We start from the raw sequence: 22374 nt of genomic DNA, 5'->3' as shown, positions 1-22374 counted from the left end.
GGTGGTGCTCCCCGGCGTCGGCCACGCGATGACCACCGCCGACGGGACGCTCTCGCCTGTCCTGACCCGTGAGCTCAGCGCCCTGCGGTGGTGACGGGCCGCCCGGCTTCCGGGAAGCGCGCAAAGCGTGAATGACGAAAGCCTGGAAATGCAGAGAAGCAGGTAGAGACGAATCTCTACCTGCTTCTCTGAAGTACGCCGCCAGGGACTCGAACCCCGGACCCGCTGATTAAGAGTCCTCGGGTAGGTCTTCACTGTGGTGTCATGTGATGCCGGTGAGTGCCGTTTCCGCACTTCAGATCCAGGATGCGTCGGGCGTGAATGCCGCGCTGTGTCACCCGGTGTCGTCGCAGGCCGCGGTTCTCGGGCTCGGTTCGGGCTCGCACAGCGGGAACTCCGGTGTGCTGCGGGAGGCCGCGAGGGCGGTCGCGGTGATCATGGCGACGGTGGTCGGGTTGACCTTCCTGTTCGGGTTCGGCAACGTCCTAAGCCTTGCCTTGCGGTTGGGCGTGCCCGTATGGGTTGCGCCGCTCATCGCGCCCGCGGTTGACCTGTCGATCCTTGGACTGCTGCTGGCGACGAGGTATCTCGCCCTTCACGGTGCGTCAGCTGAGGCCTTGCAGCCGTTGCGACGGTTCACCCTGTTTGTCAATGCTGTGACGCTGGCACTCAACGTCGCAGATCCGCTCCTGTCGGGCGACTACGGGAAGGCCGCGTTCGACACAGTCGGTCCGGTGTTGCTGATCGGCTGGGCAGAGGTGGGGCCGGGCATGCTGCGGTCGATCTCTCTGATCGCCAGTAGTCCGCGAGCGGAAATCGCCCCAGCTGAACACGACCAGGGCAAGCTGGACACGATCGTCGTCGGGAAAGAGGATGATCTCTACCGTGCTCGGCAGGCGGATGCCGAGCACTGGTTGGTCCACATGCGACCGATCTCCGCAGACACACTTCGCACCGAACTCGGCGTTGGCGTGGATTGCGCGCGAGACCTGGTCACGGCTCTTCGCGCTGAAGTTGCTGCCGTTGTTTCTGCTCGGGCCGAGGTAGCGGCCGAGGTCTCCGGACAGGTCGCCGTAGCGATCTTGAGAGTGTTGTCCACGCCGGATTTGCTGCCCGTGGATCGTGCGCCTGCTGGTGGCTGGGGAGTGACCGCTGAGGGGATGTCGTGCCGCACCGTGGCGCTGGTGTGAGCACTTGACCATTGGCTGCTGGCGTTCTCCCGATGTCGTTCTGGTCGAGTGGAGGTAGACGGGATGTTATTTCGTCGGTGATGACTGGGCTGAAGGTCATCACAACATCGAGATCATGGACATGAGCGGCCGGGCGTTGGCGAAGGCCCGGCCGCCGGAAGGAGAGGAGGGGATTGGCCGGCTGCACGGTCTGATCGCTGAGCGGGTCGGACGCCGGCACGGAGCAGGTGTCGATTGGGATCGAGACTGATCGTGGTCCGTGGGTGGCGGCTGGTTACCGGGTGTTCGTGGTCAATCCGCGGCAGACGTTCCGGTTCCGTGAGCGGTTCTCGCCGTCTGGTGCGAAGAGTGACGCCGGGAACGCGCACGCGCTGGCGGACATGGTGCGCACCGACTCCCACCAGCTGCGTCCGGTCGCAGGTGACAGTGATCTGGCTGGGGCGGTCAAGCTGGTGGCTCGTGTGCATCAGAGCCTGATCTGGGATCGGCAGCGTCTGGTCGCCCGCCTGCGGGCACAGCTGCGTGACTTCTATCCGGGCGCCTTGGCCGCGTTCGGCGAGGAGCTCGTGGCGGGCTGAGGCGCTGGACTTGTTGCGGCAGGCTCCAGATCTGGACACCGCAGCCAAGTTGTCACGCGAAGATCGTCACTGCCCTACGTTGTGCGGGCAGGCGCAAGATCGACGAGCGAGCGCGGAAGATCCAGGACGGATTGCGGTCAGAACAGCTTCGCCTACCGGCCGCCGTGCAGCAGGCATACGCCACAACCGTCCGATCGCTCGTCGCGATGATCGCAACGACCGTCGAGCAGATCGACTACCTCGAGCAGGAGCTGACCGAGCGCTTCCATGAACACCCGGACTCGGCGATCTACATGTCCCAGCCCGGCATCGGTGTGGTTCTGGGCAGTCGTGTGCTGGGCGAGTTCGGCGACGACCCCGACCGCTATGCCGGACCGAAGGCACGCAAGAACTACGCCGGCACCAGCCCGGTCACCATCACCTCCGGCTCGGAGCGAGGTTGCAGTCAAGGTATGCGCGCGGTGTCGATGCTGCGCCTCGACGCACGGACCCGCTATGCGGATACCGTCGTCTGACGGTTGGAGGGATACCCGCGGTCGGCCGGACCAGGCAGGGGAGGGGGTCGAGTCGAATGCCTTGCTGTTGTGAAGCAGTTCGCCGCTGGACACGCGGCGGCTGAGGCGGTCGGTACAGCGCCGCTCTGGCGCGTAATGACGCGATCTCAACGAGTTTCAGGTGAGTCGGCCGTGCTCGAAATGCGGGAGTACGAGTGCGGCTTTGACGATGTGGCCAATCTTGCGGGGGCTGGTGGTGAAGTGCCGCAGGGCGCGCCAGCGGCCGGTGAGCAGGGCGAAGCCTCGTTCGCCGAGGCAGCGCAATAGCGCGTTGTAGATGCGGGGTGTCCGGATTGAGCACCTGTCTGGCGGCGGGCTGTTTGACCGGGGTGAATACGCCGATGCCAGCGCCGTCGTAGCCGTTGTCGGCCAGCGTGGGCAGGTCGAGCTGGGAGTAGGCCCAGTACAGGGCACCGAGGACGTGTTCGCGGGCCGCGGTCAGGTGTGCACCGAGCCGGGCTCGACATCGCTGACCCACAACGGGAACCCGTCCGGCGCCGGCAGCGCTTGGATGTAGCCACCGCGCTCGTGCGCTTTGCCGGAGTACCACCGGTCGATCTGCTCGCCTTTCACGCTGGTGATCTTCTCGGCGAGACGATCTGCGGAGAAGACATTGCCGTCGAGAATGTCGTGAGCCGGGCCGTCCTGCCGTGCTTGCCGTAATGCTTCGTGCAGGTTCGGGGCTTGCTCTGAGAGCACGGTGATGACCTCGCCGAGGTAGCGGTAGCCGGTGGCGCGGGAGATGCCATGATCACGCGCCACCGCCGTGATGTCGCGGTTCTCCCGGAACCAGCACAGCGCGAACACCGCGTGCCAGAAGCAGCTCAACGCCCTGGTGCCGACGCGGGTGCCGCGGACACGGCGCTCTGCGCGCAGCAGGCGCCCGAGGTACTGGGCCAGTTCGCGGGGGACGTCGAGTGTCGCATGATAGGTGATCACGGGGAGCTTCTGGTGTTCGGACTTGATCTTCGCAAATCCAGTCCTACCAGGACTCCCCGTCCTTCTTCTTCCAGGCCCTGCAACCCGTCGCGACGCACGGCCACGCGCTCCCGCACACGTCAGGCGTTCAGCGCGGCATCTCCGTGGCGAGATCACCTCAATGCCGAGGTTGGTACCCGTCGCCAACATCGTCCGCGCTCTCACGGCAGTGATCGGACTAATCTTTGCCATGAGCCGCGGTGCCGTTACATCGCCGCGATCGCGACCGGCCGTACCAGTTCCAAGATCCGTGCCGCGAGCGCGGGGTCCCCGATGATGCGCAGGTCCAGCAGCGAACCGTTCGGCGCGACGGGCAGCGTCAGCGACTTGTCGTCGGACCGAAGGCGCAAAGCTTGCGGCCCGCGAAATTCCCCGTCAACAAGAAAGTCACTGGGACAAGGACGAAGCGTTGCCCAAAGGCGTCGGCCTTGGCGCTCGGACTGCTGCATCCTGGCAGTCCGCTCGGCCGCGCCACTTGATCCGACCTGGTTCGCCCACCACGATGTCGTCATGATCCGTCAGAGCGACCGATTCGTTCCGTTCTGTCAGCGAGTGGACGTCGCCCGATCAGCTTTGCCGCTGACGCCCGACCAGAGTAACGAACTCGCACGCCGACGAGGGCTGCAGGCCGACGAGAACCTTGAGATTGCCAATGCCACCGGCGGCAACGTGCTCCGGGCAGCGACCCGGACAACCGATGAAGGGGACGGCTTCGCATTGCTCCACAAACAACCGCGCGGCTGCGGCTGGCAGGTGATGAGCGGTCCCGATCGACACGCGGAGACCACCTGCGCCGGCCGCGTCAGCGAGACAACCGGTTTGAGGAGAGATCCTCGAACCGATACCGATCAGTGAGCTCCCAGGTCAACCGGCAGTAACCTGACATGAACAGCACCCAGCAAACAGCAGCACATGCCGACCGAAGATCAAGCACCTATCGATCACTTCCCAGCAGGTGGCGTGCCCTGTGGCGCTGTGTAACGGAATGTGGCCACCCGCCTATGCCACTGGTGACATGCATCGCCTGCGCGAGGGATGTCTTGCACATGCCACAACGCGATGCCCTCATGCCTTCGGCGACACTGCCCCAGTCGGAGGTCGGATAGATCGTCTGCTGGCCGAGCCAGGACTCGAGTCATCAGCGCAGCGGACAGAAGGGAAACAAGCCGCCAAGGAGAAAGATTCTGCGCCACTCCAGGAACAGAGGGGTCGCCATGGAACAGTTCAATGTACTCGTTGGAGCCGTAGTTACACACAAAGATTCATTTCTGCTCCTCCAAAGAAGCAGCAATGAACACTTCCTGCCTTCTGTGTGGGGAATCCCGGCAGGGAAGGTAGAGTACGAAGAGGATATATTGAACGCCGTCCTCCGGGAGCTCCGAGAGGAGTCTGGAATCGCCGGGAGTATCACGGCCGTGACCGGATCCTCATGGTTCTCAAGCCAGAATAGTGAAGGTCGTATTCGCAATATACAAATAAACTTCGCAATAGAAACGCATTCCGCAGAGGTGCAACTTGACTCGTCCAGTCAAGCCTACCTCTGGGTTAGTTGGGTTGAACTCGAAAGCCCTCCCGTCCCCATTGACGACTTTACCCGCCAGGCGCTACTTCAGGCCCGCGCTCATCTGAAGTCAATTCGCGCCATATCTCCGAGTGCAAAATAGCCTGTACTGAGAGTAACCATTCGTGCGCGTCACCCCGACTAGAGAATTGCAATTCCTGGCCCGGTTGTCTCGACTTGCTGTCGTTCGAGCCGCTACAATAGACAACCGCCACCGATCATTCGACCACTACAACCACCGCCGCACACTATTGGATGACAACTCATGGCAAAGCCCGTTGTTCGCTCAGTACAATGGTCAGAAGTTCACGCATGGATCCTCGAGATCGCGGCCACTTCGGGCAACTTCGACAGCATCGTAGGGGTTAGTCGCGGTGGGGCTACTCCTGCAATCTGCCTCTCGTACATTGCCACAGAGACTCCGCTGCATTTTGCCTATCGGGACAACGCCCCTGCCGAGCGGAAACCATTCTACGTCTTTGGTTCCGGCCGCGACGAACGACTTGCGAACAACCGCTCGAGCTATCGGATAACGAATGGCTTCAGATCACGAAGACCACTCGTCGTGGATGACGTTGCCACGTTCGGCGACACCTTGACGGTGATCGGCGATCTGCTGGCGTCCCTTGGTGCCGCAGAGGTCAAATACGCGACGTACGCAGCAGACGTTGCCACCCTGCAGCGCGAGCGACCCTCGATCCTTTCCAATCTCTCCTACCATGAGTCAATCGACAACGCGAAGGTCTGGCTATCCTTTCCATGGCACGCCCAGGGAGCAACGTGAGCAACGTTGAGGTTGTTGCCGCCGTGGTAGGCAGCTGCGGGACACTCGGCGCCCTTGCATGGGCAATGCTCGGGAACCCGAGTCTCCCCTCGTGGTTGAAACGGCGGCGACTTCCCGCGTCGCCGTCCCGAAAGCCAGAAAAGCGCGAAATTATCGAAATAAAATGGAAAGAGATAGAGGTGGCGGTCAGTAATTTCGTAGCAGACAACGCAAACAAGTACGATCTTGTGGTCGGAGTCCATCCCGATGGGATCAGCCTGGCCAACCTTATGGCGAGCAAACTCTCTGCGAGATACGCGGCAATTGAAAAGCGATACACGCAGGCGACTCGTCAGCCATTCTTTGTATTCGACAAAGAGAGCCATGCGCGATCGAATCGCAAATCGATCACTCACTTTTCCGCTCCTCCTGATATCAATGTTTCGCCACGAATTCTGATTGTTGACGGCGTAACAACGTTCGGCAACGCCCTCAACAAGGCGGAGCACGCAGTGCGCAAGGAGGTGAAAGATGCTCAGATTGACTTCTATGTTTTCGCAATTGATCAACCGCGACTTTCGGCCTCGCAGCCCGAGGTGATGAAGCGGGTTACTTTTCACCGAGTCATCGACAATTTCGCCGTGTGGCTCCTCTTTCCATGGGATTCAAGATGACTACTCGTGCTGCGGTCGGTATCCTTGTTGACGATGCGGGACGTCTCTTGTTCGCGCAAAGATCTAATCGCGTACAGACATTTCCGGGACAGTGGGAATTTCCTGGCGGCGCGTTGGAGAACAACGAGGACTTCGAGGAGGGACTCAGGCGGGAGCTATATGAAGAGCTAGGAGTTACGCTCCATCGCAAACCGCAGCTCCTCAGAACTTCCCGCCACTTCGACGACCGCGGGCAGGAGTGGCTGGTTCGCAGTTATGTCTGTCGCTACAGCGGCGCCACTCCCCAGCCACAGGAGCCGGAAAAGTGTACTCAGATTGCCTTTTGCAGTCCTAGCGCACCGCCTGCTCCTCTCATTGACGCCGCGAAAGGCGACCTGTCCAAGTATTGTCATACGATGCAAGACAGATAGTGCACTCTGCAACAGCAGCCACTCCCGCTTCCTCGACAGACCTCTGGAGACAACCTACAAGGTAACCGGGAGATGTATCAGGACATGAGAGGTCCAACGTCAGAGTGCGGTTGCCACGCGCCAACGGGAGCAGTCGAAGTACGGGAGTCTCTCTGCTACCAACCGGTGATGCGGGACTGCCTCGACGTCAGCGGATTTCTTACGTTAGCAGAAGGCGACACTTACATTGAAATCCGTCCCGGTCGAGAGAGCCCCATGCGGATCTCAATGAAGGCCGCCTGGACGAAGCCGGAACTGATGTCCGCTATTGATGAACAGCTGCTCATTATTAACTCCGACAGGTCGTGGGATGTGGTTGTCGGAATCCCTTATGGCGGTGTTCCGCACGCGGTGACACTAAGTCGGCGACTCTCAGTTCCTCTTGCAATTTGGCGACATGAATCAAAGAACGGCAGTCAGTTCGCTGGCCAGATACCGCACGGCGCTGAGTCAGCCCTTGTGGTGGAAGACGTACTCGCCAGCGGAGCTACCGCCTCGTTGTGCTTGGCGGAGTTGCGAAACAACATACCGGACGTACGGGTCACAGCCATCTTCACCTATGGCATGGACAGCTTGATCAGCACGGTTCACGCGGTTGAAGTGACGACCCTGTTCCGCGTGGATTGCCTCTTGAAAATGCTGGACCCATCTACGCGTCAACTGATATCCGAGCCTTACCGCAATTTCCGCAACAGACTCGTGAGTGAAATAGACCCAGCCAGCAAGGGGCGCTGACTTGCGTATAGTTATTCTTGACTGCGGCAGTCAATACACGCAACTAATTCGGCGAGTACTCGACGAGTCCGGTGTTGCAACGTCAGTTGTCGACGGCGACGTTTTCGCTGATGAGCTGGCGGCTCGCTATGGCACGAATGGAATCGCGGGCGTCGTAATATCTGGCGGCTCTGGATCTATAACCGGAGACTACGTCCAAATTGATCCGGCCTGGCTTCAGCTCAATATTCCAATGCTCGGAATATGCTTTGGCTACCAGTGGCTTGCTCAGAAGTTCGGAAGCACCGTGTCCACTACCAGTCACGGTTTTGCTGGCGAGCGACTTGCCGTGCTGCGCGCGAACCAACTCATTTCGAGCTCGCAAGACGGCACGACAGTGTGGATGAGCCACCGGGACAGCGTTACCAGCTTAGGTTCCGAGCTGGTCCCGATAGCGTGCACACCTGAATCAACTGTGGCAGCCTTCCAGCACGAATCACTCGCCGTTTACGGAGTGCAGTTCCATCCGGAAGTATCACACTCGGATATCGGTGCGGAAATTCTTCGTGCATTTGCAAAGATTTGCGAAGTCTCTATGCGGCCGACGCCTTGGTCGCCTGAGAAATTTGTGGATGAAACGATCCCTCAACTACGAGGAGCGGTTGGTTCTGATCGGGTTCTTCTGGCGCTTTCCGGCGGAGTGGACTCCAGCTCGCTCTGCGCATTGCTCGCTCGCGCGATGCAGCCAGATCAGTTGCTTGCCGTGTACATCGACAGTGGCCTCATGCAGGAGGAAACCAGCAAGTTGACGTCAGAGCTGTGCAAGAGGCTAGGTGTCTCCTATGTGGAGTGGGATGCTGCGACTCGCTTCTTTTCCGCTCTCAACGTTGTCAAAGATCCAACCGAGAAATGCCTCGTCGTGGGCAAAATCTTCGCGAGCGAACTGACGGCGGTTGCCCAACTTCATAACTGTCGTTTCGTAGCTCAAGGGACAATATGGTCGGATGTCATCGAGAGTGGCGGCACAAAGTTCTCCTCGCAGATCAAGCCCCATCACAACGTTGCCGGGATGCCTGAAGTTTTGTCGTTTGAGCTGCTGGAGCCGCTTCGGAGCTTGTTCAAAGATCAAGTCCGTCAGCTAGCCAGCCATCTTGGATTACCAAAGGAGTACAGCGCGCGGCGCGTTTTTCCTGGTCCTGGGTTCGCCATTCGGGTAAAAGGGTTGGTCACGCCGAAGAAAGTTGCCGTGGTCCGACGGGCCAGTCAAATAGTCGAAGAGGTTCTAGATCAGCAAGGGCTTGGACCCTCCATCTGGATGGCATTCGCCGTGCTTCTCGAGGTTGATAGTCTCGGCGTTCAGGGCGATCATCGAGTCGAGAACAGGTGGGCCCTGGTGGTGCGAATTGTCGAGTCGACGAACTCGATGACCGCACGATTCTCCAGAAGCGCGTACGGCGCCTTGGAGGAGATCGCAAGTAGACTAGTCCATGAAACCGTGGTTGGCAGAGTGGTATACGATATCACTGACAAGCCTCCCGCAACCATTGAATGGGAGTGACGAGGCTTCAAACTGTCCTTCAGGTCACTTCGAAGGGGTCTGCCAACTGTGACCAGCGCCCAGTCTTATTGCAGTGGATCACTACATTGTCTATCTGCATGTCCTGCTTGAAGAAGTAGGATCCTTTGTCAAAGTGCGTCTCAAACCCTTTGTCGTCTCCTGAAGCTGACAAGACGAAGTAATATCGCTGTTCTGAAAGCATCCGACGCGCAAGTGGGAGAACCGAAGAGTCTATTTCTTGCACAGTCAATGATGTTCCGTAATCTGAATTGCCAAAATCTACGAAGAAGCTGAGCGAGTCGCTGATGCCGGTCAGGCCGATTTGTAGACTTTGGGTAGGTTTTCTGCTGATGAAGTACTCGCGAATGTCGTGATGAAACCTTTGTAGTGCATTGTCGTCCGCAAATACAAGAACAAAACCGGACAACGTCAAATCTGGGGCCGCTTCGATCTGCACCACGGCGAGGCGCAAGGTAATGTCAGCCATCCGAATCTCCCAGAAGGTCCAGGTATTCGATGCGACGGGCTTCATCCACCATTTCGCGTACAGCCCCTGCCGCGGAGCTCTTCATTCTCTCAATCATGATAATCGCGTCAAGCGCCTCATGAAGATCATTGATTCCGTCGTTCAAAATGCGGTACTCGTAGAGGTTGGAAAAGACAAACTGGCTCGTGGCTGCATGCAGGCGCGCATCCAGGTTCGGAACCGATGAGCGAGCGATGATTCGATCTTTCAGGGTCTGTAGGGTCGGAGGAACCAGGAAGACCCCGATGACCTTTCGATCGCTCTTCTCCTTCAGCTCGACGTAGCCCTGAGGATCCATCTCGAGCACACATTCCGCAATCGCATTTTCACTGCTCAGCAGGCTGGCGGGCGATGCATAGGCATCTGAGCCGTAGGTACGGACGTGCTCGAGCAGCTCTCCAGCGATACCTCGCCTGACGAACTCTTCGTTGTCCACAAACTCGTATTGTTGCCCCGATACCTCCCCGTCTCGGAGCTTGCGCGTCGTCAAGGTCACGACGCGCTCAACCCCGTGTTTCGCCATCAAGTAATGGATTGCAGTTTCCTTACCGGAACCGCTTGGTCCGGAAACTACAAAGATCGTGGGGTTATCAGGTGCTCCGTGGTAGGTGTGCACGACGTCTGAGCTCATGCGCGAACCCTACAGCTATCAGGTTGGCGCTGTTGAACCCCTTGCTGCCCGACGGTCCACGCGACACGACCAGCTTGCCCGTAAGCCAGACGGCGTCCGCTGAACGAACCAACATCTTCTGCTTGCTGACTGGCATGACGACGAGTATCTGCGCGAGATAGTGCGTACCTGTATCTCAGATCCAGGTGTCGGCGTGCGGCTGGCGATGGCTGAAGGCCTGAGGAGTGGGGCGCAGGAGAGTGACACGATCCGCGACGTACTTCTTCGTCGTCCTCGCGGTCGTCGTCGATCGCCGGAGTTTCCCAGCCTGCGCGGATGAGCTCCATGATCAACTTGGGGCGTTGGGTCTGAGCTACCTCGGCGGTGGTTCCGGGATCTGGATCGGAGACCTCGATCCACACTGCGTACGGCACCCGCGATTCCTCCTCGTGTGCCTCGACCTGGCGCTGAAGCTATCCCGCGATTTGCCTCGTTGAGAACCCCTCAGAGCTGCAATCACTTCATTGGTGGACCTTCAATCGCTGTCACAAGACGTTCATGAGGCGACGGAGCACGTGGCGGCATCACGGCTGACACCGCGCATAGTCGCCGAGGAGACTGCGCTGCCATTCGAGTCCGACAAAGCCGAGGCCGCGATGCTTCCGGGATACGCCGCGGTCGTGGTCGGTGCCGAGCAAGCTCAGGTAGGGCAGGTCGGGGCGGTGGCCGGTGGCCAGGGCGATCGGAGTCAGTTCCTGCTGCACGCCGGCCGAAGTGGCAGTCGAGCCGGGCGCCACTGTGGCTCAGGCGAAGTCCGCTGCCGGATGAGGCTGTCAGTGACTTGCATCGGATCAGTAGGCCGAAGCCGTGCGGGCGGCGACGTGCGCCACGATGGTGGGCGACAGTCGCCGGTGGGTGAGCACTTGGTTAAAGCGGGTTTGTGAGTCCTTCCCGAGACGCGTGCGCTTGCCGGTGGCTGGGGATGAGCGACCGCTAAGGGATGTCGTGCCGCACCTGGCGCTGGCGTGAGCACACGGCCAGTACCTGCCGGCGTTCTCCTGCTGATCACTGTCGCCGAGGCGTGGAGGTATGTGACGTGTTGTTCGTCGGTGATGACTGGGCCGAAGGTCATCACGACATCGAGATCATGGACGCTCAGGGCAAGAAGTTGTGCGGCACGCGATTGCCCGAAGGTGTCGAGGGCGTCCGGCAGCTGCACGCGTTGATCGCCGACCACATCGACGGCGAGGCGGACCACGTGTCGATCGGGATCGAGACCGATCGCGGGCCGTGGGTGACGGCGCTGGTTGCGGCGGGCTATCGGGTGTTCGCGGTCAATCCACGTCAAACTGCTCGGTTCCGAGAGAGGTTTGCCTTGTCCGGGGCCAAGAGTGATGCCGCTGATGCACACGCGTTGGCGGACATGGTCCGTACGGATTCACACCAGCTGCGCCCGGTGGCGGGTGACAGCGACTTGTCCGAGGCGATCAAGCTGCTCGCCCGCACGCACCAGACTCTGATCTGGGACCGCCAAAGGCAGGTAGCTCGCTTGCGGGCTCAGCTTCGGGACTTCTTCCCTGCGGCGCTCGCTGCGTTCGGCGAAGACCTCGCCACGGGCGAGGCGTTGGATCTGCTCAAGCGGGCACCGGATCCTGACACCGCGGCGAAGCTCTCGCGGTCAGACATCATGGCCGCGCTCAAACGGGCGGGCAGGAAGCGGCTGGTCGACAAGCGGGCCGAGCGAATCCTCGCAGGACTGAGTTCGGAGCAGCTGCGCCTGCCCTCCCTCCTGCAACGTGCCTATGCCACCACCGTCCACTCCCTGGTGGGTGTGATCGCCGCCCTGGTCAAGCAGATCAGCACCATCGAGGCCGAGCTGGTGAAACGGCTCGACCGGCACCCGGATGCGCAGATCTACCTCTCGCAGCCCGGTATGGGGGAGATCGTCAGTGGCAGGGTCCTTGGTGAGTTCGGTGATGACCGCACCCGGTATACCGGGGCGAAAGCGCGGAAGAACTATGCCGGCACCAGCCCGGTCACGATCGAGTCCGGGCGCAGGTCCACCGTCAACGCCCGTCGCGTCCGCAACACACGGCTGATCGATGCCCTGATGCGTCAGGCCATGTGCGCCCTGCGGAGCTCACCGGGCGCGCGGGCCTACTACGACCGCCAACGCGCTCGCGGTGTGTCGCACAATGCGGCACTGCGGCACGTCGCCAACCGGCTCGTCGGCATCCTCCACGGCTGTCTTGCTACCCGCACCACCTACGACGAAGCCACCGCGTGGGCGCACCGCGTCGAGTTGGCCATCTAACTTCCAGGGATGTCTCGGGCTCGCAAACCATGATCCACAAGGATGAAAAGGAGAACGACGATGAGTACGGAAAACGCAAAAAAGCAGGCAGAGACGAATCTCTACCTGCTTTTTTGGAGTACGCCGCCAGGGACTCGAACCCCGGACCCGCTGATTAAGAGTCAGCTGCTCTAACCAACTGAGCTAGCGGCGCTTGTTTGTGTGCCGGAGGCTTGCTCGTTCCGACGTGAAGAACGTTAGCACAGGGGTTCCAACGGGTTTTCACGCGGGTCACCCGTTCGACGTTTTGAACCCCGTGTGCAGGAGCCATTGGGCCGCCGCGTAGGTCGGCATGACGCCGGTCGACGCCACTCGCGCCGCGCGTCCCTTGAGGACGAACCGGCTCGCGCCGAGCAGGGCGTCCGAGACCGCGAACAGCGCCGCACCAACGAAAACTCGTCGTGCGCCGGCGCCGCGGGCCGTGGAGGCGGCGGCGACCATCGTGCCGAGGGTCAGGGCGTAGAGGCCTACCGGCTTTCCCATCGGGCCTGCCGCTCGCGCGAACACCGCGGCTCCCGCTGCCGAGGCCACGACGATGGGGACGACGGCCTTGCGTGAGCCGGGTGACGAGCGGCGGGCCAGTGCGGCGGTGTAGCCGACGTGGGCGACCAGGAAGCTGAAGAGTCCTGTTCGGAACGCCTTGTCCGAGTCGCCGAGCAGTGCCACGTCGCCCAGCCACGAACCGGCCAGGCCGACCGCCATGCCGGGGTCGCGCGGTGGGCTGACGACGGCCAGTGCGGGCATCAGAGCGGTCTTCGTCACAGTGCGCGCGGGCTTGGCGCCGCGCACGGCTGCCGCGATCGAGTCCACGATCGCGGCAACCGCGTACGCCTGCTTCTTCATGAGCTCAGACTAAAAGCCTCAGCTCAGGGTCACCGCCGTGTCGTCGATCACGAACGACGTCTGGAGCGAGGCGTCCTCCACGCCGGTGAACTTGACGGTCACCGTCTGGCCCGCGAACGAGGACACGTCGAACGTCTTGAGCACGTAGCCCGCCGCCGCGTTCGTGTTCGAGAGCGTGGCGAGGGTGGTGGTGCCCGCGGTGACCGTCAGCTTGTCGTAGACGGTGCTGCCGGTCTCCTTGGTGTCGATGTGGACGTAGAACGTCAGCGACGCCTTGCAGCCGGCGGGGATCGTCACCGACTGGGACAGCGAGTCGGTGTGCGAGGAGCCGTAGCCGTTCAGCCAGGACGACCAGGTGCCCGAACGGGCGGGTTCGCCGTCAGCGCTGTGCTGGCCGATGACGCCCGAGGACGCCGTCCACGACGTGGCACCGGACTCGAAGCCCGGGTTGGCGAGCTTCTGGCCGGAGCAGTTGCCGCCGCCGGTGCCGACGGTCCAGCTGAACGACGCCGTGCCGCTCTTGCCGGCGCTGTCCCGCGCGGTGACCGTGACGTTCGAGGTGGCGGCGGTGGTCGGGGTGCCGGAGATGGTGCCGTTGCCGGAGTTGATGGACAGGCCCGCGGGCAGGCCGGTGGCGGACCAGCTGTACGGCGCGGTGCCGCCGCTCGCCGACAGCGGCAGGCTCACCGCGGTGCCGACGGTGCTGGACTGGTTGCCGGGGTTGCCGATCGTCACCGTGCCGGTCGCGCTGCACGTCGGGTCGGCCGACTGCGCGGGCACGCTGATCGCGTCCCAGGCCGCCTTGACCGTGTCGAACTCCGCGCAGCTGCCGGGGTAGAGGTTCTTCGCCGCGGTCAGCGTCCACGTGCGGTACTTGAGGTACGAGCTGCTGGAGGTCTTGAGCAGCATGGCGTTGTAGAAGATCTTGATGGCCTTCTCGACACCCAGGCCGGTGATCGACGTGTTGTTGCACGTGGTGCTGGCCGGCTGGCCGTTGGTCGGGTTCGTGCCCTGCGAGAGCAGGTAGAACCAGTGGTTGCCGGGGCCGGCGGCCGCGTGGACCTCGGTGTTCGGGATGGAGCTGGAGTAGCAGTTCGCGTGGTTCAGCGCGGACGGGTTGTACATGTTGCGGATCGGGCCGCGGCCGACGAGGTTGATCGTCTCGCCGACGAGGAAGTCCGGGGTGTCGTAGGGGGACGGCTCGTTCGCGAACCACTCGGTGGTGGCGCCGAAGACGTCCGCGACGAACTCCTGGGTGCCCGCGCCGGAGATGCCGCCCGGCGTGTGGTCGTCGATGCCGTGGCCGAGTTCGTGCGCTACGACATCGATCGAGCCGATCCACTGGCCCGCGGAGTTCTTGCCGATCTGGACCTGGCTGCCGTCGTAGTAGGCGTTCTGGTCGTTCAGGCCGACGCGCATCGGCCAGCCGCCGCCGTTGCCGTCGAAACCGTTGCGGCCCAGCCACTGCGAGAGCATCTTCGACTCGGTCTGCGCCGCGAACAGCACGTCGACGCAGCCGGTCTCGCGGTTGGTCTGGGTGCCGTTGCCCCACGTGTCGGTGGTCTTGGTGAACGTCGTGTTGTTCGCCGCGTCCTGGCAGCTGACGTTGGTCAGCGTCGGGTCCTTGAGCGAGTAGTTCGAACCGGACTGCGTGGTGGCGATGGTGATGGGGTTCGGGCCGTTCCAGCCGCTGGTTCCGGTGCCGTGCATGACGCGTTCCTGCTTGCGCAGCACCTTGCCGGTGGCGGCGTCCACGACCACGTCGAGCTTGCTCGGGCCCTCGGAGTCACGGCCGGTGACGGTGACCTTCCAGGCAAGCGCCGGAGCGGAGTCGAGCGCGTAGACGACCTGTTCCGCGGCGCCGACGCCGTCCACAGTGGACATCGCGGTCTTCGCGGTGGTCTCGGCCTGAGCCTTGGTGACGGAAGGCGTGGTGCTGGCGAGGTCGATCGTCGCGTTCTGGCTGACGGAGGTCTGCAGGACCTGGCCGGTCGAGTTCGTGACGACGACGAAATCGCCGCCCACGACCGGAATTCCCTTGTACTTCCGGTCGTACGGGACGTACTTGAGGCCGTTCGTCGACGAGATCACGCCGTGGCGGACGAACTCGTCGTTCGATCCGGCGTGCAGCTGGGACGGGCGGCTCTCGACGAGGCTCGCCGCCGCGTCCACGGCCAGCGCCTCGGCGGTCTGAGTCGGTTGGGCGGCGGCGGTCTGCGCGCCGGTCTGGGTGAGAACGGCTGCGACCAGTGAACCTGCCGCGGCCAGCACGAGTGTGCGTCTGGCTTGCATTTTTCTCCTCGTTGCAGGGCGAACGGACCGGCCCTCGGTTGCAGGGGGAGCCGGTGTGTTCGTCGAGGTGAATGTGGTGGCGGAGCAGGGAAAGGATGAGTTGCGCGGCGACCGTTAACAAGTACTAACTTATTCACACCAACAATTCGTGCGCATTTGTAGGACTTGCGTCCGCGCATTCCTTTGTCTGGCTTGATGTTCGATTTGCCCCGAGAAGTCTGCGCAGGGCGGTTGGCGTGTGTCCGAGGTGTTCGCGCACTGTGCGGCACAGATGCGCCTGGTCGGCGAACCCGAGGTCGGCGGCGAGCGCGGCGAGGCTCGATTCCCCTTCCTCCAGGCGATCCAGCGCGCGGGAGACGCGCATCCCGATGCGGTAGCGGGTCAGCGACACACCGAGCTCACGAGTGAACGCGCGGCTCAGGCGATACGGCGAGACGTGGAGAAGATCGGCCAACGGAATCAGTCCGGACGCTGCCGGGTGGTCGTCGCCGATCACGCCGCGAGCCTTCGCCACCAACGCGCCGTCGCCGCTGCCGCCCGGGGTGGGAGTGGTGACGACCTGCTGGACGGCGCGCGCCACCAGCCCGACCAGTTCCTCGGCCCCGTCGTTCCGCGCGGCCAGCAGCAACCGTCGATGGGCGAGATCGAGCCTGCCGTCCACGTACAGCGACGATCCGGCCACCAGTGGCGCTTCACCGGCCAATGAACGCCACAGATCGGGCCGCAGGCTGATCGACGTGCACACGTCTCCGCCTGCGGGATGGGAGAAGTGCTCCTCCTCGCCGGGTAAGCCGAGATAGCCGACCGTGCGATCCAGATCAGTGCACACGCCCCGGACCCGGCGCCGGAAACCGCCACTGCGCACGAGCACGAGCCGCACGTCCGCGCGCGGCCGCTCGGCCGACCAGCCGCGGTGGTCGTCGCGGCAGTCCACCGCGGACACGGTGAACTCCGGGCGGGCCGCGAGAGCGATGAAGGAGAGCACCCCTTCAGGCTAGGGACGGGGTCTGACAATTTTTCGCGCGCAAGGATGTTCAAGACCGGAGAGGCGGTCGCGGAGCAGGCTGGTGCCCGTCGATCCAGAAGGAGAAGAACATGCCCGCCCAGCTCACCACGATCGTCCTCGACTGCGCCGACCCCGGCCCGCTGGCCGAGTTCTACCGCGCCGTCACCGGGTGGAAGATCACCTCCAGTGACGACGACTCCGTCTACCTGGGCGAGAACGGCGTCCAGCTCGCGTTCGTCCGCGTGCCGGACCACCGGCCTCCGGCGTGGCCCGGCTCGGACAAGCAGGCGCACCTGGACTTCCACGTCGAGGACGTCGCGCTCGCGGTCGAGCAGTTGCTCGAACTCGGTGCCACCAAACCGGATTTCCAGCCCGGCGAGGGCCGGTGGACCGTGCTCGCCGACCCGCAGGGTCATCTGTTCTGCCTGGCGGCGTGACGCGCCATGGCCTCCATCAGCGTGGAAATCATGATCGAGTCCAGCGCCGACGACGTGTGGAAGGTCATCGGCGAGTTCGCCACCGGCCCGTCGCGGATGGCGCCGGGGTTCGTGGTGGACACCCAGTCCGAAGCCGACTTCCGCACCGTCACGTTCGCCGACGGCACCGTGGTCACGGAACGGCGGATCGGCGTCGACGACCAGGCGCGCCGGATCGCCTACTCGATCGTCGGCGGCTCCGTGGAACCGATCCACGACAACGCGTCCATGCAGGTCTTCCCCTACGACGAACGGCGTTGCCGGCTGGTGTGGACGCGCGACGTGCTGCCCGACCGGCTGGCCGCGCCGATGGCCGACTCGATGTCGCGCGGACTCGAGGTCGTCAAGCGGACGTTCGAGAAGTCGTAGTGCGACACCGGAAAACGGCTCGCCGCACGGTGTGCGCTCACCGTGGAGGTCGGCCGTAGCAGCGTGGCTTCACCGTGCTGGTTGAAGTAGTAGCTGTGCGCGGTGGAGCACTGGCCGAGGGAGAACACCGAGTTCTGCGTGACCTTGGCGCGCATGCGTTCGAGGAACTCGTCGTTGGCCTGTTGCGAGATCTCGAAGACCGACGAACCACGGGAGCGCATGGCCGTGAACAGCCGGCGCATGTGCGCCATCTGGCACTCGATCGTCGTGAAGTACGACAACCCGCTGTAGGAGTAGGGACTGTTGAGCGACAGGTAGTTCGGGAACCCCGGCACCGTCACGCCTTCGTAGGCCTGGAACCGGTTCTGCCGCCACCACGCGCCGAGGTTCCTGCCGTCGCGCCCGATCACCTCGAACGCCGGGAAGTTGGTGTCCCACAGGTTGAATCCCGTTGCCAGCACGAGAACATCGATCTCGGCGCGGCCTTCCGCCGTCACGACACCGGTGGCGTCGATCCGTTCGATCGCCGACGTTTCCAGCCGCACGTGCGGTCGCGTGAACGTGCGGAAGTAGTCGTTGGAGAACGTGGGCCGCTTGCAGCCGAACGAGTAGTCCGGCGTGAGCTTGCGACGTAGCTCCGGATCGCGGACCTGACGGTGCAGGTGCGCCCGGCACCACCGCTCCGCCAGCCGGTTCACCACCCGCAACTGCTTGTAGCGCACCACTCCCGAGATCATCATCAGTTCGAGGACCGAACTGCCCACCCACCGCACGGCCCGTTGCGCGAACGGCAGCCGCGCGAACAACTTCCTGACCGGCGACGGGATCGGGTAGTCGGGCTTCGGGCTGACCCAGATCGGCGTGCGCTGGAAGACGGTCAGAGCGGACGCCTGCTTCGCCAGTTCGGGGATCAGTTGCACAGCGGTCGCACCGGTGCCGATGACCGCCACCCGCTTGCCGGTCAGATCGGCGGGTTCCCAGGCAGCGGTGTGGATCACCTTGCCCTGGAACGACTCGACGCCCGCGATGTCCGGCGTCTTCGGCATCGACAGGAACCCCGTGGCGGTCACGAGATACCGCGCCGTGAAGGTCTCCTCGCCGGCGACGACCTCCCAGTGGTCGTCCCGCCAGCGCGCGCCGGTCACCGTCACGCCGAAGCGCATCAACGGCCGCAACCCGTACTTCACGGCCACGTGCTCGGCGTACCGCTTGAGTTCGGAACCCGGCGCGAACAGCCGTGACCAGTGCGGATTCGGCTCGAACGAGTACGAGTAGGTCGAGGACGGGATGTCGACGGCCAGCCCCGGATACCTGTTCACGTGCCAGGTGCCGCCGAGGTCGTCCTCCCGCTCCAGGATCAGCAGGCCGTGCAGCCCGAGCCGCTTGAGCTCGATCGCCGCGCCCATGCCGCCGAACCCGGCGCCGACGACGACTGCGTCGTACTGCGGGGCCATCCCGACCTCCTGGTGAAACGGAATCGCATGTCAGTTTCGGAACCGTATGTCAGTTCTGAGGTGATCGCAAGAGTCCGCAGGTCATAGACTCAGGCGCATGACGTCCAGTGCCGAACCCGTCAGCCGCGCCGAGCGCAAGAAGCAGGAGCTGCGCCGCGAGATCATCGACGCGGCCTTCGACTGCTTCGCCGAACGCGGCTACCACGCCACCGGAATCGCCGACGTGGCCACGCGCCTGGGCATCGGGCACGGCACGTTCTACCGCTACTTCCAGAACAAGCGGGACATCGTCGACCACGTCGTCGACGACCTCGTCGGACGCATCACCGGCGCCCTGACGGCCGAGAACGCGCCGGACGCGGTGTCGACGCTCGCCGAGTACCGCGAGCAGTCCGCGCGCATCGGCGAGTCGCTGGGCCGCATCTTCGGCGAGGACCCCCGAGTGCCGCGCCTGCTGCTGTTCGAGGCGCCCGGCATCGACCGCGCCATGGCCGAACGGATCCTCGACCTGTTCGACCTGGCCGCCGCGCTCACGTCCGCGTACCTCTCGCACGGCGTCGAACTGGGTTACCTGCGCGCCGACCTCGACGTCGAGAACACCGCCAGGGCGATCAACGGCATGATCCTCGGCACCGCGATCTCGTCGCTGCGCACGCCGGAAGCGCAAGCGGCGCAAAGCGAAGCACTGCGGCGCGTGATGTACGACGGCATCGCGGCAAGGGACTAGCCGAGCCACGTCCGTGCGGCGACGACCAGCGCGTCGACTCCGGTGGTCAGCGTCGGCTCGATGTCCGGCGCGTACTCGGGGGAGTGGTTCATCGCGACCGGCTGACCGGGTTCGCGGGTGCTGAAGTCCGTGCCGCCGAGGAACCAGAACACCGTGGGAATCCCGGCGGCCGTACCGAAGACGCCGACGTCCTCGCTGGCGTTGACCACCGCGCCGGGGATCAGGTTGTGCTTGCCGAAGTGCTCGGCGAACGCGGCCATCGTCGTCGTGGTCGCGTCCGGATCGGACACGAGCACGGGAGTGCCGTCGTACCAGTCGAACTCGGGCTCGCGCGGTGCTCCGGACGCGGCGGCCTCGGCGCGGGCGATCCGTTCGACGGCGGCACGGACGATGCCGCCGATGTGCTCGTTGAAGCTCCGGATGTTGACGCCGATCTCGGCCGTCTCCGGGATGACGTTCTCCTTGGTGCCTGCCTGCAGCCGTCCGACCGTGACGACGGCACGTTCGGACGGTGCGATCTCGCGCGCGACGATGCCTTGCAGCCGCACCACGACATGCGCGGCCATCAGCACCGGATCGACCGCGGTCTCCGGTGCGGAACCGTGGCCGCCCCGGCCGAACAGGGTGACCCGGACCGAGTCGGACGCCGCCATCAGCGGCCCGCTGCCGTACGCGATCATCCCGGCGGGCAGTGGGCTGACGTGTTGAGCCAGCACGACTTCCGGCTTGCCGAACCGTTCGAACAGCCCGTCGGCGACCATGGCCCGCGCGCCGCTGCCCAGTTCCTCGGCGGGCTGGAACACCACGAGCAGCGTCCCCGCCCACTCCTCACGAGTCCGCGCCAACCGCTCGGCGGCGCCGATCAGGCACGTGGCGTGCATGTCGTGCCCGCACGCGTGCGCCACCGGCACGTCTTCGCCGTCCGCGTTCGTCGCGCGAACCGTTGACGCGTACGGCAGACCGGTCTTCTCCTCGACGGGCAACGCGTCGATGTCCGCCCTGAGCATCACGATCGGACCGTCGCCGTTGCGCAGCACACCCACCACACCGGTGCCGCCCACCTCGGTGGTGACGTCGAAACCCAGCGGCCGCAAGGCATCGGCGAGCACACCCGCCGTGCGGAACTCGTGCAGCGACAGCTCGGGGTTGCTGTGCAGATCGCGGTAGAGCTCGTGCAGATCGGTCATCACCAGATCCTGACCACTGCGGGCGGACAACGCAAAAGGGCCCCGCCCGGCGAACCGGTCGGGGCCCTTCCTCACAGCAGGTTGATCAGCCGATCAGGCGCGTGCCGCCCCAGCCCCAGCCGCGAACGGTGCCGTAGTAGCCGCTTTCCTCGCCGGCGTCGACCCAGGCGAACTCCACCAGGTTGCCGTTGGTCCCGATGACCGTGAAGTGGTCGACGTCGCCACCCGCGATCAGCCGGACACCGCTGAAGCTGCTGCCGATCGCGGCGTGCTCCTCCAGGCCGTTCTGCGCGTTGACCCAGTAGGAGACGGAGTGGTTCGCGTCACCCTTGACCTCGATGAAGAGGAACGGGTCGAGACCCGTGATGCTGCGCGTCGCACCCCAGCCCCAGCCGCGAACGACCTTGCTCAGGCCGTTGGAGCCGTCGATCGTCCAGTAGGCGAGCTCGCCCTGGTTGTTGACCTCGATGAACTGACCCAGGCTGGTGCCCGTGATCAGGCGAGCGTTGTTCCAGCCCCAGCCGATGACGGCCTCGGTGTACCAGGTGCCGTTCCACGACCACTTGGACAGGCGGCCGTCGTTCTTGACCTCGAGGAAGTTCTGCTCGTCGAGGGTCGTGATGGCACGCGTGCCACTCCAGCCCCAGCCGCGAACCTGCTTGGCGTAGCTCTCGCCGGAGCGCGACCAGTGGACGAGCTCGTTGGCGGCGTTGATCTCGAGGAAGGTCTGCCCGTTGGTCGTGAGCGTGGTCGCGCCACGGTCACGCGGAAGGCCCTTGCCCGAGAGCGAGTTCTTGTCCCCCTGCGCCACGCTCGGAGCGGCCGCGACGACGGTGACCATCGCCGCGATGCCGAGCACAGCTGCCATTACACGCTTGAATCGCATGATTCGACTGCCCCCATGACAATCAGTCGTTGTTTGTCGCCGCCCATCCTGGCGGTTGTTAGCGCAGGTCACAACCTATTTGTGCGCTATGTGAAACACCTGCGACACAGAGAGCGATGAAGGAGGTGCGCGGAATTCCGCGCTCTTCGTGCCGCACGTGTGCGGACTCCCTCAGTCCTGGCCGAGCTTCGGCAGCGCGTCGACGAGCACGGCCAGCGAACGCAGCAACGCCTGCCGGTCCGCGGCGGGCAACTGGGCGAGCAGACGTTCCTCGCCCCGCTGGATCTCGGCCTGCACCGTGGCGTGCCGGCGGCGGCCCTCTTCGGTGATCGTGACGAGCCGGGCGCGCCGGTCCGCCGGGTCGCGGGTGCGTTCCAGCAGGCCTTCGTTCTCCAGTTCGTCGAGGACCCCGATGATCCGGCTCTTGTCCGCGCCGATGAACTCCGCGAGCGCTGCCTGGGTGCGCACCGGCTGGCCTTCGACGGTGTCGAGCACGACGTAGCCCCACATGCTCAGCCCGTGCGCGCGCAGCACCGGCTGCTCGGCGGCGACCAGCGCTCGTTGCAACGGCGCGATCATCGCCGCGAGGTCACGTCGCCGGCCATCCACGCACAGGATGATAGCGA

General features: G+C 63.7%; 24 protein-coding genes, 1 tRNA gene and 2 pseudogenes. 14 read left to right on the top strand and 13 right to left on the bottom strand.

Features of this window, described 5'->3' with window-relative positions:
- Window positions 1-269 precede the first annotated feature (269 nt).
- The 3 genes from SK854_RS47840 to SK854_RS47830 all read left to right on the top strand — a co-directional run bounded on the left by SK854_RS47840 (window position 270) and on the right by SK854_RS47830 (window position 2283).
- A complete protein-coding gene (locus SK854_RS47840) occupies window positions 270-1190 on the top strand; it encodes a hypothetical protein (RefSeq protein ID WP_319981860.1) in 921 nt (306 codons plus the stop codon).
- A 263-nt stretch (window positions 1191-1453) separates the two neighbouring features.
- Complete coding sequence (locus SK854_RS47835) at window positions 1454-1768, top strand: IS110 family transposase (RefSeq protein WP_406601915.1); 315 nt, start codon at window positions 1454-1456, stop codon at window positions 1766-1768.
- A gap of 206 nt (window positions 1769-1974) precedes the next feature.
- Complete coding sequence (locus SK854_RS47830; protein ID WP_319981858.1) at window positions 1975-2283, top strand: transposase; 309 nt, start codon at window positions 1975-1977, stop codon at window positions 2281-2283.
- Window positions 2284-2439: 156 nt separating this feature from the next.
- Here the strand turns inward: SK854_RS47830 and SK854_RS47825 are convergent.
- Together SK854_RS47825 and SK854_RS47820 are read right to left on the bottom strand one after the other, a co-directional pair.
- Window positions 2440-3261, bottom strand: a pseudogene (locus SK854_RS47825) (transposase family protein).
- 245 nt (window positions 3262-3506) lie between these two features.
- Window positions 3507-3650, bottom strand: a complete 144-nt coding sequence (locus SK854_RS47820) for a hypothetical protein (RefSeq protein WP_319981857.1) — start codon at window positions 3648-3650, stop codon at window positions 3507-3509.
- A gap of 160 nt (window positions 3651-3810) precedes the next feature.
- Here SK854_RS47820 and SK854_RS47815 point away from each other — a divergent pair, with 160 nt between their 5' ends.
- The 7 genes from SK854_RS47815 to guaA all read left to right on the top strand — a co-directional run bounded on the left by SK854_RS47815 (window position 3811) and on the right by guaA (window position 9019).
- Window positions 3811-4155, top strand: coding sequence for a hypothetical protein (locus SK854_RS47815; protein WP_319981856.1), 345 nt, complete (start codon window positions 3811-3813; stop codon window positions 4153-4155).
- Window positions 4156-4514: 359 nt separating this feature from the next.
- Window positions 4515-4964: an NUDIX hydrolase gene (locus SK854_RS48355; protein WP_406601914.1), complete on the top strand. Its 450-nt coding sequence runs from the start codon at window positions 4515-4517 to the stop codon at window positions 4962-4964.
- Window positions 4965-5126: 162 nt separating this feature from the next.
- Window positions 5127-5645 (top strand): phosphoribosyltransferase, encoded by a 519-nt coding sequence (locus SK854_RS47810; RefSeq protein WP_319981855.1) that lies wholly within the window; start codon window positions 5127-5129, stop codon window positions 5643-5645.
- Entirely contained in the window at window positions 5642-6298 is a 657-nt protein-coding gene (locus tag SK854_RS47805; protein ID WP_319981854.1) for a phosphoribosyltransferase, read from the top strand. The genes SK854_RS47810 and SK854_RS47805 overlap by 4 nt, the downstream gene beginning before the upstream one ends.
- Window positions 6283-6708, top strand: a complete 426-nt coding sequence (locus tag SK854_RS48350) for an NUDIX hydrolase (protein ID WP_406601913.1) — start codon at window positions 6283-6285, stop codon at window positions 6706-6708. Before SK854_RS47805 ends, SK854_RS48350 begins: the two co-directional genes overlap by 16 nt.
- Window positions 6709-6876: 168 nt before the next feature.
- A complete protein-coding gene (locus SK854_RS47800; protein ID WP_319981853.1) occupies window positions 6877-7482 on the top strand; it encodes a phosphoribosyltransferase family protein in 606 nt (201 codons plus the stop codon).
- Window position 7483: 1 nt separating this feature from the next.
- The gene (guaA, locus tag SK854_RS47795; protein ID WP_319981852.1) at window positions 7484-9019 is read left to right on the top strand and encodes a glutamine-hydrolyzing GMP synthase; all 1536 of its coding nucleotides are present in this window, start codon (window positions 7484-7486) and stop codon (window positions 9017-9019) included.
- A gap of 19 nt (window positions 9020-9038) precedes the next feature.
- Here the strand turns inward: guaA and SK854_RS47790 are convergent, their stop codons facing one another.
- The 3 genes from SK854_RS47790 to SK854_RS47780 all read right to left on the bottom strand — a co-directional run bounded on the left by SK854_RS47790 (window position 9039) and on the right by SK854_RS47780 (window position 10919).
- A complete protein-coding gene (locus tag SK854_RS47790) occupies window positions 9039-9506 on the bottom strand; it encodes a hypothetical protein (protein ID WP_319981851.1) in 468 nt (155 codons plus the stop codon).
- Entirely contained in the window at window positions 9499-10176 is a 678-nt protein-coding gene (locus tag SK854_RS47785) for a guanylate kinase (protein WP_319981850.1), read from the bottom strand. The genes SK854_RS47790 and SK854_RS47785 overlap by 8 nt, the downstream gene beginning before the upstream one ends.
- 563 nt (window positions 10177-10739) lie before the next feature.
- Window positions 10740-10919, bottom strand: a complete 180-nt coding sequence (locus tag SK854_RS47780; protein ID WP_319981849.1) for a hypothetical protein — start codon at window positions 10917-10919, stop codon at window positions 10740-10742.
- 332 nt (window positions 10920-11251) lie between these two features.
- On the opposite strand from SK854_RS47780, the gene SK854_RS47775 reads away from it, so the two are divergent.
- Window positions 11252-12469 carry an IS110 family RNA-guided transposase gene (locus tag SK854_RS47775; protein ID WP_319981848.1) on the top strand — a complete coding sequence of 406 codons (1218 nt, stop codon included), beginning with the start codon at window positions 11252-11254 and terminating at the stop codon, window positions 12467-12469.
- A 119-nt stretch (window positions 12470-12588) separates the two neighbouring features.
- Here SK854_RS47775 and SK854_RS47770 read toward each other — a convergent pair.
- The 4 genes from SK854_RS47770 to SK854_RS47755 form a co-directional block, all read right to left on the bottom strand.
- Window positions 12589-12662, bottom strand: a tRNA-Lys gene (locus SK854_RS47770).
- Window positions 12663-12739: 77 nt separating this feature from the next.
- Complete coding sequence (locus tag SK854_RS47765; RefSeq protein ID WP_319981847.1) at window positions 12740-13351, bottom strand: lysoplasmalogenase; 612 nt, start codon at window positions 13349-13351, stop codon at window positions 12740-12742.
- Window positions 13352-13369: 18 nt separating this feature from the next.
- Window positions 13370-15643, bottom strand: coding sequence for a M4 family metallopeptidase (locus tag SK854_RS47760; protein ID WP_319981846.1), 2274 nt, complete (start codon window positions 15641-15643; stop codon window positions 13370-13372).
- Between the two features lie 133 nt (window positions 15644-15776).
- Complete coding sequence (locus tag SK854_RS47755; protein ID WP_319981845.1) at window positions 15777-16628, bottom strand: helix-turn-helix transcriptional regulator; 852 nt, start codon at window positions 16626-16628, stop codon at window positions 15777-15779.
- Between the two features lie 110 nt (window positions 16629-16738).
- On the opposite strand from SK854_RS47755, the gene SK854_RS47750 reads away from it, so the two are divergent.
- Both SK854_RS47750 and SK854_RS47745 read left to right on the top strand, forming a co-directional pair.
- Window positions 16739-17086, top strand: a complete 348-nt coding sequence (locus tag SK854_RS47750) for a VOC family protein (RefSeq protein WP_319981844.1) — start codon at window positions 16739-16741, stop codon at window positions 17084-17086.
- A gap of 6 nt (window positions 17087-17092) precedes the next feature.
- A pseudogene (locus tag SK854_RS47745) lies at window positions 17093-17407 on the top strand (SRPBCC family protein); the annotation flags it as partial.
- On the opposite strand, the gene SK854_RS47740 reads toward SK854_RS47745, so the two are convergent.
- Window positions 17368-18948 (bottom strand): flavin-containing monooxygenase, encoded by a 1581-nt coding sequence (locus SK854_RS47740; protein WP_319981843.1) that lies wholly within the window; start codon window positions 18946-18948, stop codon window positions 17368-17370. The pseudogene SK854_RS47745 and the gene SK854_RS47740 overlap by 40 nt on opposite strands.
- Window positions 18949-19045: 97 nt before the next feature.
- On the opposite strand from SK854_RS47740, the gene SK854_RS47735 reads away from it, so the two are divergent.
- A complete protein-coding gene (locus tag SK854_RS47735) occupies window positions 19046-19675 on the top strand; it encodes a TetR/AcrR family transcriptional regulator (protein WP_319981842.1) in 630 nt (209 codons plus the stop codon).
- On the opposite strand, the gene SK854_RS47730 is transcribed toward SK854_RS47735, so the two are convergent.
- From SK854_RS47730 to SK854_RS47720, 3 genes are all read right to left on the bottom strand, one after another.
- Window positions 19672-20862 carry an amidohydrolase gene (locus tag SK854_RS47730; protein ID WP_319981841.1) on the bottom strand — a complete coding sequence of 397 codons (1191 nt, stop codon included), beginning with the start codon at window positions 20860-20862 and terminating at the stop codon, window positions 19672-19674. The two genes, SK854_RS47735 and SK854_RS47730, sit on opposite strands and share 4 nt — an antisense overlap.
- A gap of 85 nt (window positions 20863-20947) precedes the next feature.
- Window positions 20948-21730, bottom strand: a complete 783-nt coding sequence (locus SK854_RS47725) for a hypothetical protein (RefSeq protein WP_319981840.1) — start codon at window positions 21728-21730, stop codon at window positions 20948-20950.
- A 189-nt stretch (window positions 21731-21919) separates the two neighbouring features.
- The gene (locus tag SK854_RS47720; RefSeq protein WP_319981839.1) at window positions 21920-22357 is read right to left on the bottom strand and encodes a MarR family winged helix-turn-helix transcriptional regulator; all 438 of its coding nucleotides are present in this window, start codon (window positions 22355-22357) and stop codon (window positions 21920-21922) included.
- Window positions 22358-22374: the final 17 nt, after the last annotated feature.

This window comes from Lentzea sokolovensis (genome assembly GCF_033949975.1).
GTDB lineage: Bacteria > Actinomycetota > Actinomycetes > Mycobacteriales > Pseudonocardiaceae > Lentzea > Lentzea sokolovensis.
Note: the sequence above shows the minus strand (reverse complement) of the source record. Positions and strands in the feature narration are given on the sequence as shown.

What these genes read in the sequence shown, in the direction of transcription:
- SK854_RS47810 (WP_319981855.1), top strand. Translation starts at nt 5,127, where the DNA reads ATGGCAAAGCCCGTTGTTCGCTCAGTACAATGGTCAGAAGTTCACGCA.
- SK854_RS47830 (WP_319981858.1), top strand. Translation starts at nt 1,975, where the DNA reads ATGATCGCAACGACCGTCGAGCAGATCGACTACCTCGAGCAGGAGCTG.
- SK854_RS48350 (WP_406601913.1), top strand. Translation starts at nt 6,283, where the DNA reads ATGGGATTCAAGATGACTACTCGTGCTGCGGTCGGTATCCTTGTTGAC.
- SK854_RS47760 (WP_319981846.1), bottom strand. Translation starts at nt 15,643, where the DNA reads ATGCAAGCCAGACGCACACTCGTGCTGGCCGCGGCAGGTTCACTGGTC.
- SK854_RS47840 (WP_319981860.1), top strand. Translation starts at nt 270, where the DNA reads ATGCCGGTGAGTGCCGTTTCCGCACTTCAGATCCAGGATGCGTCGGGC.
- SK854_RS47765 (WP_319981847.1), bottom strand. Translation starts at nt 13,351, where the DNA reads ATGAAGAAGCAGGCGTACGCGGTTGCCGCGATCGTGGACTCGATCGCG.
- SK854_RS47725 (WP_319981840.1), bottom strand. Translation starts at nt 21,730, where the DNA reads ATGGCAGCTGTGCTCGGCATCGCGGCGATGGTCACCGTCGTCGCGGCC.
- SK854_RS47735 (WP_319981842.1), top strand. Translation starts at nt 19,046, where the DNA reads ATGACGTCCAGTGCCGAACCCGTCAGCCGCGCCGAGCGCAAGAAGCAG.
- SK854_RS48355 (WP_406601914.1), top strand. Translation starts at nt 4,515, where the DNA reads ATGGAACAGTTCAATGTACTCGTTGGAGCCGTAGTTACACACAAAGAT.
- SK854_RS47785 (WP_319981850.1), bottom strand. Translation starts at nt 10,176, where the DNA reads ATGAGCTCAGACGTCGTGCACACCTACCACGGAGCACCTGATAACCCC.
- SK854_RS47750 (WP_319981844.1), top strand. Translation starts at nt 16,739, where the DNA reads ATGCCCGCCCAGCTCACCACGATCGTCCTCGACTGCGCCGACCCCGGC.
- SK854_RS47730 (WP_319981841.1), bottom strand. Translation starts at nt 20,862, where the DNA reads ATGACCGATCTGCACGAGCTCTACCGCGATCTGCACAGCAACCCCGAG.
- SK854_RS47800 (WP_319981853.1), top strand. Translation starts at nt 6,877, where the DNA reads ATGCGGGACTGCCTCGACGTCAGCGGATTTCTTACGTTAGCAGAAGGC.
- SK854_RS47790 (WP_319981851.1), bottom strand. Translation starts at nt 9,506, where the DNA reads ATGGCTGACATTACCTTGCGCCTCGCCGTGGTGCAGATCGAAGCGGCC.
- SK854_RS47815 (WP_319981856.1), top strand. Translation starts at nt 3,811, where the DNA reads ATGATCCGTCAGAGCGACCGATTCGTTCCGTTCTGTCAGCGAGTGGAC.
- SK854_RS47740 (WP_319981843.1), bottom strand. Translation starts at nt 18,948, where the DNA reads ATGGCCCCGCAGTACGACGCAGTCGTCGTCGGCGCCGGGTTCGGCGGC.